At 63.3% G+C, this 7992-nt stretch carries 7 protein-coding genes, 1 tRNA gene and 1 riboswitch; all 8 genes read right to left on the bottom strand.

What is annotated here, in order from left to right; translation table 11 throughout:
* Window positions 1-140: 140 nt before the first annotated feature.
* A tRNA-Ser gene (locus QP977_RS10750) sits at window positions 141-226 on the bottom strand.
* A 187-nt stretch (window positions 227-413) separates the two neighbouring features.
* Complete coding sequence (locus tag QP977_RS10745; RefSeq protein ID WP_065421667.1) at window positions 414-761, bottom strand: metal-sensitive transcriptional regulator; 348 nt, start codon at window positions 759-761, stop codon at window positions 414-416.
* Window positions 754-2964 (bottom strand): heavy metal translocating P-type ATPase, encoded by a 2211-nt coding sequence (locus QP977_RS10740; RefSeq protein WP_049193841.1) that lies wholly within the window; start codon window positions 2962-2964, stop codon window positions 754-756. Before QP977_RS10740 ends, QP977_RS10745 begins: the two co-directional genes overlap by 8 nt.
* A gap of 20 nt (window positions 2965-2984) precedes the next feature.
* Complete coding sequence (locus QP977_RS10735) at window positions 2985-3194, bottom strand: heavy-metal-associated domain-containing protein (RefSeq protein WP_049172422.1); 210 nt, start codon at window positions 3192-3194, stop codon at window positions 2985-2987.
* A gap of 37 nt (window positions 3195-3231) precedes the next feature.
* Complete coding sequence (locus QP977_RS10730) at window positions 3232-4410, bottom strand: HNH endonuclease signature motif containing protein (RefSeq protein ID WP_049193842.1); 1179 nt, start codon at window positions 4408-4410, stop codon at window positions 3232-3234.
* 120 nt (window positions 4411-4530) lie between these two features.
* Window positions 4531-6051 carry an AMP nucleosidase gene (locus QP977_RS10725; RefSeq protein WP_284847297.1) on the bottom strand — a complete coding sequence of 507 codons (1521 nt, stop codon included), beginning with the start codon at window positions 6049-6051 and terminating at the stop codon, window positions 4531-4533.
* A 77-nt stretch (window positions 6052-6128) separates the two neighbouring features.
* The gene (locus QP977_RS10720; RefSeq protein ID WP_016421862.1) at window positions 6129-6482 is read right to left on the bottom strand and encodes a hypothetical protein; all 354 of its coding nucleotides are present in this window, start codon (window positions 6480-6482) and stop codon (window positions 6129-6131) included.
* A gap of 10 nt (window positions 6483-6492) precedes the next feature.
* Window positions 6493-6613: riboswitch (SAM riboswitch) on the bottom strand.
* Between the two features lie 119 nt (window positions 6614-6732).
* Window positions 6733-7971: an Nramp family divalent metal transporter gene (locus tag QP977_RS10715; RefSeq protein ID WP_284847298.1), complete on the bottom strand. Its 1239-nt coding sequence runs from the start codon at window positions 7969-7971 to the stop codon at window positions 6733-6735.
* Window positions 7972-7992: the final 21 nt, after the last annotated feature.

The following is a 7992-nucleotide window of genomic DNA, read 5'->3' as shown; positions in this document are numbered from 1 at the left end:
AACCTCGGCATCCAAAAAGGCTGGATCAAATAACCGCAACACGCCCGGAAAAGACACACTTTTCTTTACTTAACCCGCAAATCCACTCACCTGCATAAATACAAGAAAACCCCCGGCGTAAACCGGGGGTTTTCACTCTGCGGAGGATGTGGGATTTGAACCCACGAGGGATGTGACTCCCGCACGCGTTCCAGGCGTGTGACATAGGCCGCTAGTCGAATCCTCCAACGTCGTTAAAGACTACCCAACAAACCTCATTTTCCCAAAACGCGCCCCCTACCTGGGAAAACGAGGCATTTAAGCGACACTTCCGCGCAACCGGTGCCACCAACAGCAACCAACTCCGGTTGCCGGTTGCCGGCTGCCGGCTGCCGACTGCTGTTTCGCCCCCACTCCCGGAATTTTTCCGGGAGTTACTTAGCCAGCCGAGCAATCGCCGCCGAGGCCTCCTCCAGCTTGGCGTCCAACTCCTCCGGGCCGCCCTCAGCCGCATGCACCACACAGTGATGGAGGTGAGCATCCAGAAGAGTTAACGCCAACGACTTCAACGCCGAATTCACCGCCGAAATCTGGGTCAAAACATCGATACAGTACTCTTCGTTCTCAATCATCCGACCAATGCCACGAACCTGCCCCTCAATGCGACGGATACGGGATTCATAACGCCGCTTCTCCACGAGATAACCGGGATCAGTGGTGTCATGGCAGCAAGAATCGTCGTCAAGCGAATGCGATTGCGACGAACAACAAGACTCACTCATGAGTTACTCCTTTTTGAATAGCTGGTTGACTCGGAGAAAAACCGCGCAGACGCAGACTGTTGCCGACCACAAAAACCGACGAAAACGCCATCGCAGCGCCAGCCAACATCGGATTCAACAACCCCAGCGCGGCGACAGGAATTGCCAAAACGTTGTAGAAAAACGCCCAAAAAAGATTCGAACGAATCGTGCGGAGCGTCCGGCGTGACAACCGCAGCGCATCCGCAGCCGCCAACAGATCACCACGCACCAGCGTGATATCCGCAGCCTCCATCGCCACATCGGTGCCCGTGCCCATCGCCATGCCCAAATCCGCCTGCGCAAGAGCCGCAGCATCATTGATGCCATCGCCGACCATCGCCACACACGCGCCGCCAGCCTGCAACTTCTCAATCGTCGCGACCTTATCCTCCGGCATCACTCCCGAAATCACATCCTCGCGAGCAATACCGACCTCATCTGCGACCCGAAACGCCGGGCCGGCGGCGTCGCCGGTCAGCAGAATCGGCCGCACCCCCCACTCCCGGAATTTCGCGACCGCAGCCGCCGACGTCGGCTTCACCGAATCCGACACCTCCAACGTGCCCAGGAGCTCGCCGTCGCGGCGCACCGCAACCACCGTCCCCCCACTCCCGGAATTTTCCCCGGAGCGGCCGACCTCGATGCGGTGGCCATCCACGGTGCCTTCAACCCCCACTCCCGGAATATCCCGGAAATCCGAAACCGGGAGTAGAGAATCCGGATCCGCCGCACGCACAATAGCCTGCGCAATCGGGTGGTGCGACGCCGCCTCCACCGAAGCGGCAAGCGGCAGCAGATTTTCGGGAGTGGGAGGGACCTCCGTCAACTCCATCACACCCGTAGTCACCGTGCCGGTCTTATCCAGCACAACCGTGTCGACCTTCCGCGCCGACTCCAGCACCTCCGGGCCACGCAGCAGCACACCAGCCTTGGCACCTTCACTCGTGCCGACCAGGAGCGCTGTGGGCGTCGCTAAGCCAAGCGCACACGGGCACGCGATGATGAGCACGGCGACCGCAGCCGTGACCGCCTCACTCGCGCCGTGCCCCGTAAGCAACCACGCGCCCAGCGTGACCGCGGCGATCGCGATGACGGCGGGCACGAACACTCCCGAAACCCGATCCGCCAGCCGCTGCACCGGCGCCTTACCCGTCTGCGCCGCCTCGACCATCGCCGCCATCTGCGCCAACTGCGTCTCCGAGCCCACGCGCGTCGCCCGCACGAGCAGCCGCCCAGACGTATTGATCGTCGCCCCCGTCACCTCATCGCCAGGGCCGACCTCGACAGGCATCGGTTCGCCGGTCAGCATCGACGCATCCACCGCCGACGCGCCCTCCACGACAACGCCGTCCGTCGCGATCTTCTCACCAGGCCTAACGACGAACACCACTCCCGGACGGAGCTGTTCCACGGGCAGCCGCTTCTCCACTCCCGAACTTTCGAGAACGGAGACATCCTTGGCGCCAAGCTTCATCAACTCCCGGAGTGCCTGACCGGCGTTGCGCTTGGAGCGCTTCTCGAAGTAACGACCAATCAGCACAAACATGATGATGCCGGCCATCGCCTCGAGGTAGATGTTCATATCGGCATCACCAGGAGTGACCGTGAAGTGGAACTCGTGCTTGAGCCCCGGCAGCCCGGCACGCCCGAAGAACAACGCCCACACACTCCAGAGGAACGAAGCGGTCGTCCCCATAGTGATCAGCGTGTCCATGGTGACCTCGCCATGACGCAGATTCTTCAGTGTCGCGCGGTGGAACGGCCAGCCGGCCCACACAAAGACCGGCGCCGAGAGCGTGAGACACAGCCACTGCCAATTAGTGAACTGGAGGGCAGGAATCATCGACATTGCGATGACGGGAGCAGTGAGGATGACAGCGCCGATGACTCGGTTGCGCAGGTCTTCCAGCTCCCGGTCTTTCCCTTCGGGAGCAGCACCCGGTTCCTGTTCGGGCTCCTCCTGCGGAAGCTCAGCGGTGTACCCCGCTGCCACGATTGTGTCGATCAGTTGCTGCGGGTTGATGTCCGCCGGCGCCTCCACATGCGCCTTCTCGGTCGCATAGTTCACGCTCGCGTTAACGCCATCAAGTTTGTTCAGCTTGCGTTGGATACGGTTTGCGCACGACGCACACGTCATCCCGCCGACGGGGATATCAAGGGTGAGAAGTTGCTGCTCAGACATCCGCTTTCCTCTTTGGGGGTTTAGTTTGCGACCGCCTTGTAGCCAGCTTCATCCACTGCTGCGATTACGGCAGCGGTGTCAATGTCTGCATCCGAGGTCACGGAAAGGAAATTCCGGGAGCGGTCAACCTGGACATCAGTGATTCCCGGGAGTTCAGAGACTTCCTCCCGCACCGATGCCTCGCAGTGTCCGCATGTCATGCCAGTAACAGTAAAAGTTTGATTAGCCATACCCCAATATATACCCCCTATGGGTATATCTGTAAAGCTATTCGCGCTGACGGTAGCCCGAGTAGGCCCGCCCCGCGAGAGCTGTCGGGAAGGCAAGGTTGAATTCGGGCGGCGCGTGCGGAGACGGCGGGTGGCGGTAGACCGCGCCGGAGCCGTCGTCACGCTCGAGGTGCCCGTTGAGGCCTTGCCTGTCGTCATCGTTGGCGGCGTTATGTTCTTTGCAGGTCATGACCATGTTTTCCATAGTCGTGGCGCCGCCGTTTTTCCTGGCGACCAGGTGATGGGCCTGCCCGGCGTGGGCGGGGCGCGGGCACCCGGGCCACGCGCAGATGGGGTTGTCGAGGATCATCGCGATGCGCTGTTCCTCCGTCGCCAGGCGCGGGTTGTGTATCGGGAGTAGGTCGGTCGGCGTGTTGTGCTCGTCGTAGACCAGCACCCAGCCGGTGTCCGCGAGCAATGCCTCGACGAATTGTCCGGGAGTGAGGACGGAGCCGTTGGAGGTCGCCGCAAACCGCGGACTGTACTCCACGATGTCTTGCGCGGTTACAATGAGCGCGGGCTGGTAACGGAGCTTGTCGACGTCGTCAAGCGGCCCCTCCGACCCGTGTGCCAGGCGTTCTGCCAGCGCCTGACCGACACACCGATCCCGGGTGTAATCCTCGTGCGCTTTGGCGATTTCAGCTGCGCGCACGGTCAGCGGCGCGACCAGGTCGTCAATCATGTTCGCCGGACCAGTGACCTGCAGATGCTTCATCCCGCGGATGTCCGGATTCCGGGAGACGTGGGCGCGCAGGTGCTGCGGCGGCTCGTCGGTGCGGTTGAGCTCCTTGACCTTGGTGCGCATGTAGGTGTCGAGGCCCTCGAAGTCGTATGCTGCGGCGGCGCGGGTGAAGTCCAGGCGGTAGTACTCCCGGATTTCGACGTTGTTGAGTTGCCCGGAGCGCTTGTCGATCTGCATGACCGTGTCCAGCGACAGCTTCAGCTCCCGGGCGATCGCGACGGCTTTGTCGCGGGATTCGACATCCATATCGCCCTCGACCGTGCCGAACAGCCGCTCGGCACAGCGCAGCAGGCGCTTGAGGCGGAAGGGGTCGAAGCCGATGCTGGCTGCCAACTCCCGGTGCCCGGTGGATTTTTCCGGGAGTGCGGCGCGCAGGTCGGCGAGCACGTCAATCCCCCGTGTCGCCAGCGCGCTGAGCAGTCCCAATGTCGTCATGGGGCTAAGGCTAGTTTCCGGGAGTGGGCGGCTTCAATCGCTTTTTGGCGTTGTCCACAGCCGTCGTAAAGCATGCACAATCTGCACAAACGGGCTTGACGACGCACTCCCGAAAGTGCCCTACCGGAACGCGACCTCTCCCACCGGCCGACGTAACTTCCGGGAGTGGAGGGTGTCGGGAGCCGCGGCCATGTCCTCGCACGCGCGCACGGCGGCCATGAGGTGCTCTTCCTTGGAGGACTGGTAGAACTCGCGGGCGGATTTCGGGAGTTTGGGTTTGTCGTGCAGCGGCATGTCGGAGACGCTGAGCAGCGCGCCGTAGGGCACCCGGAAGCGGTAGCCGTTGGCAGCGATGGTGGCGGATTCCATTTCGACGCCGATGGCGGTGGATTTCTGCAGCTCTCGGTAGAGGTCGGCCTGGGAGCGCCACTCCCAGTTGCGGTCGGAGGTCGACAGCACGGTGCCGGTGCGCAGGCGCTTTTTCAGCTCATCGCCGGTAAGTCCGGAGACGCGGGCGAGCGCGTTGGTGACGGCGAGCTGGATTTCCGCAATTGGCGGGATGGGTTTTTCCAGGGGCACGTAGTTGTCGAGGACTCCGTCGGCGCGGTCGTAGCCGTTGGCGAGAATCATGTCGCCGATGCGCATGCGACCGTCGAGGCCGGCGCAGTGCCCGACCATCATCCAGCAGTGCGGGCGCGTGACGGCGAGGCAGTCGGTGATGGTTTTGGCATTGGAGGGGCCGACGCCGATGTCGATGATGGTGATGCCGCATTGGTCGTCGCGAAGCAAGTGGTACGCCGGCATCTGCGAGGCGTGCGCGTGCTGGCGGCAAATTCCGGGAGTGGGGATGGCGCCGATGTCGTAGCGCTTCCCACCCGGGCACGCCAGCGCCGTGTACCCGTGCGGATTTCCGGGAGTGAGGGTGGCGGCGTATTCGAGGAACACGTCCGTGTGCAGCTGGTAGTTGGTAAATAGCACGAAGCGCTGGATGTTTGCGGCGTGCGACCCGGTGTAGTGCTCGAGGCGCTGGAGGGCGAGGTCGATGCGCTGGGCGGTAAAGAGGCTCAAAGGCTTGATGAGCAGACCCAGGTAGTCGGCTTCGCCGTCGGCGATGGTGTCGTCGATGCTGGCGGAGTCGATGGGGGTAAACGTCTTCTCCACTGCCGCCAGCATGCTTGCCGACGCCCCTTCCCTCCCCGCCGCTTCCTCGGCGGCCGCGTCGAATCCGCGGCACATCCGGAGTGGGATGGGCTGGTCGGAGACGCGCACCTCGACTTCGCCGCCGTGGTTGGCGAGCAGGTCGGTAATTTGCTCGATGAGGTAGGTGCGGAACATCACCGGGCGGGTGATGGTGGTGGCATACACTCCCGGACGGTCGACGAAGCCGTGTGACAGGGAGGGGTCGACATCCTCGACGGCGCTGCCGGCCGGGACGGTGAAGCGTAGTTCGGGGTAGTAGGCGCGCACCGGCCCACTCCCGGAATTTCCTTCGGTGGCGGCGGTGTACTGCTCGACTAGGTAGGCCATCCCTGCCCGGTGGATTTCGGTGAGCCGGTCGACGGCCGCGGTGGCGTCGGCGTAGAAGTCGCCTTCGCCTTCGGTGGGCCAGAACGGGGGTGTTGCGGAGTCTCGTACCTGCATAGCCCAAGGCTAGGCGGAGAGGTTCCCGCGCGCATCCGCGCCGCGCTCATCACGCCAGGCACGCGCACGCAACCAGCTCAGTGCCGACTCCACACTCCTTCGCGGCTGCGGCGGACCTCAAAGACCTGGTGCACATGGTAGCCGCCAATGGTGGGGATGGTGAGGAAGTGGCGACCGTCGTCAAGCTCGTGCCAGAGTATGCGGCCGTAGCGTACGCCGTCGCGGACGTGGGCGCTGAGGTAGTCGGCGCGTTGCTGGCCGCGGAGGGTGGCGTAGAAGGCGGGGTCGACGGGTAGTTGGACGAGATTCCGGGAGTGGGGGTCGATGTCGGCTTCTTGCAGCCGGATGGCGACGGGTCGGCCGTCGACGAGAAGGTCAGCGGTGTGACGGCTGAGGTGGATGATGTGGACGTCGCTTATTGTGGTGTGCATTTGGCGCTCCTATTCGCTCTTCCCCGCAGGCGGTCTGTGGGGCTGATCTTCCTTTGGGGCACCGGGTCCGCGAATCGGGCGGTTGCCTATCGACGCTGTCAAAGGCCATTTCTCGTCGATATCTTGTGATCGTGCCGCCCACCCTAACACCAACTAGACAGCTTTGTCTACCATCTCCTGCACGCTTTACGACGAAGCCCCCCCCACCCCGCCACCCCCGGAAGCTACCGCCTTCCACCTCGCCCGCTGACTACCCCTTCCCCGTCAGCACCAGGACCACCAGCGCCACGTTGAGCGCGATGATGAGCCCGCAGATAACCCACGCGACCCGGCGCAGTAGTGGGGTGTTGGCCCAGATGCCCATCTCGGCACGCGAGGAGGTCATGCGCACCAGCGGGACCAGCGCAAACGGGATGCCAATCGACAGCACCACCTGACTGAGCACCAGCGCCCACGTCGGCTCCACGCCGCTGGCGATAATGAGCAGCGCCGGAATGATGGTGACTATTCGGCGCACCAGCAACGGCACGTGCACCTTCAGCAGGTCGCGCATAATCAGGTCACCGGCGTAGCAACCGACAGAGGACGACGCCAGCCCGGAGGCCAACAGCCCAACGCCGAAAAGTATGCCCACCACGGGACCAAGTGCGCTGGTCACAGCGGCGTGGGCGCCTTCGATAGAGTCAGTCCCCTCCACCCCCGGGAGCGCTTCGGCCGCAAGACACAGCATGCCGATATTCACCGACCCGGCCAGCACGAGCGCACCGAAGACATCGATACGCGTGGCCCGCAGGTGCTGGCGCAGCGAGGAGTCATCTTCCACCTTGTACTCGCGGTCGCGCACCAGCCCGGAGTGCAGGTAGACCGCATGCGGCATCACGGTCGCACCCAGCATGGATGCCGCCAGCACCACGGTGTGCGCGCCTTGGAAGCGCGGCAGAATTCCGCTGGCCATCTCCCCGAGACTCAGGCCCGTGACAAACAGCCCGGCCAGGAACCCCACCGTAATGACCAGCAGGAACGCCACAATCACGCCCTCAAAAGTGCGTTGCGAACGCCCACCCTGAAGCAACAACAGCCCCAGCGAGACCACGCCAACAATGACACCGCCAAGCAGCATCGGCGTCCCAAAGAGCAGGTACAGCGCCGTGGCGCCACCAATAATTTCCGCCACATCCGTCGCTGCCGCCACAATCTCGGCCTGCACCCAGTACGCCAGCCGCCCCGGCCGGTTCGAACCGAAGCGGTCGGCGACACCTTCGGTCAGCGACCGCCCCGTCACCAGGCCGTACTTCGCCGACAGGTACTGCACAACCATCGCCATGAGGTTGGACACCACCAACACCCACAGCAGCAGATACCCGTAGCTCGCGCCCGCGGACAGGTTCGCAGCCACATTTCCGGGGTCCACGTAGGCAATCGCTGCCACAAAAGCAGGCCCCAGCAGACTCATCATGGGCTTGCGGTTTTTCTCGCTTGACGACGTCACTTGCGACCCTTGTGCCCCTGA

Origin of the sequence: Corynebacterium sp. MSK012, assembly GCF_030232435.1 — a bacterium.
GTDB lineage: Bacteria > Actinomycetota > Actinomycetes > Mycobacteriales > Mycobacteriaceae > Corynebacterium > Corynebacterium jeikeium_D.
The sequence above is the reverse complement of the archived record's forward strand: the minus strand, read 5'-3'. Positions and strand labels throughout refer to the sequence as shown.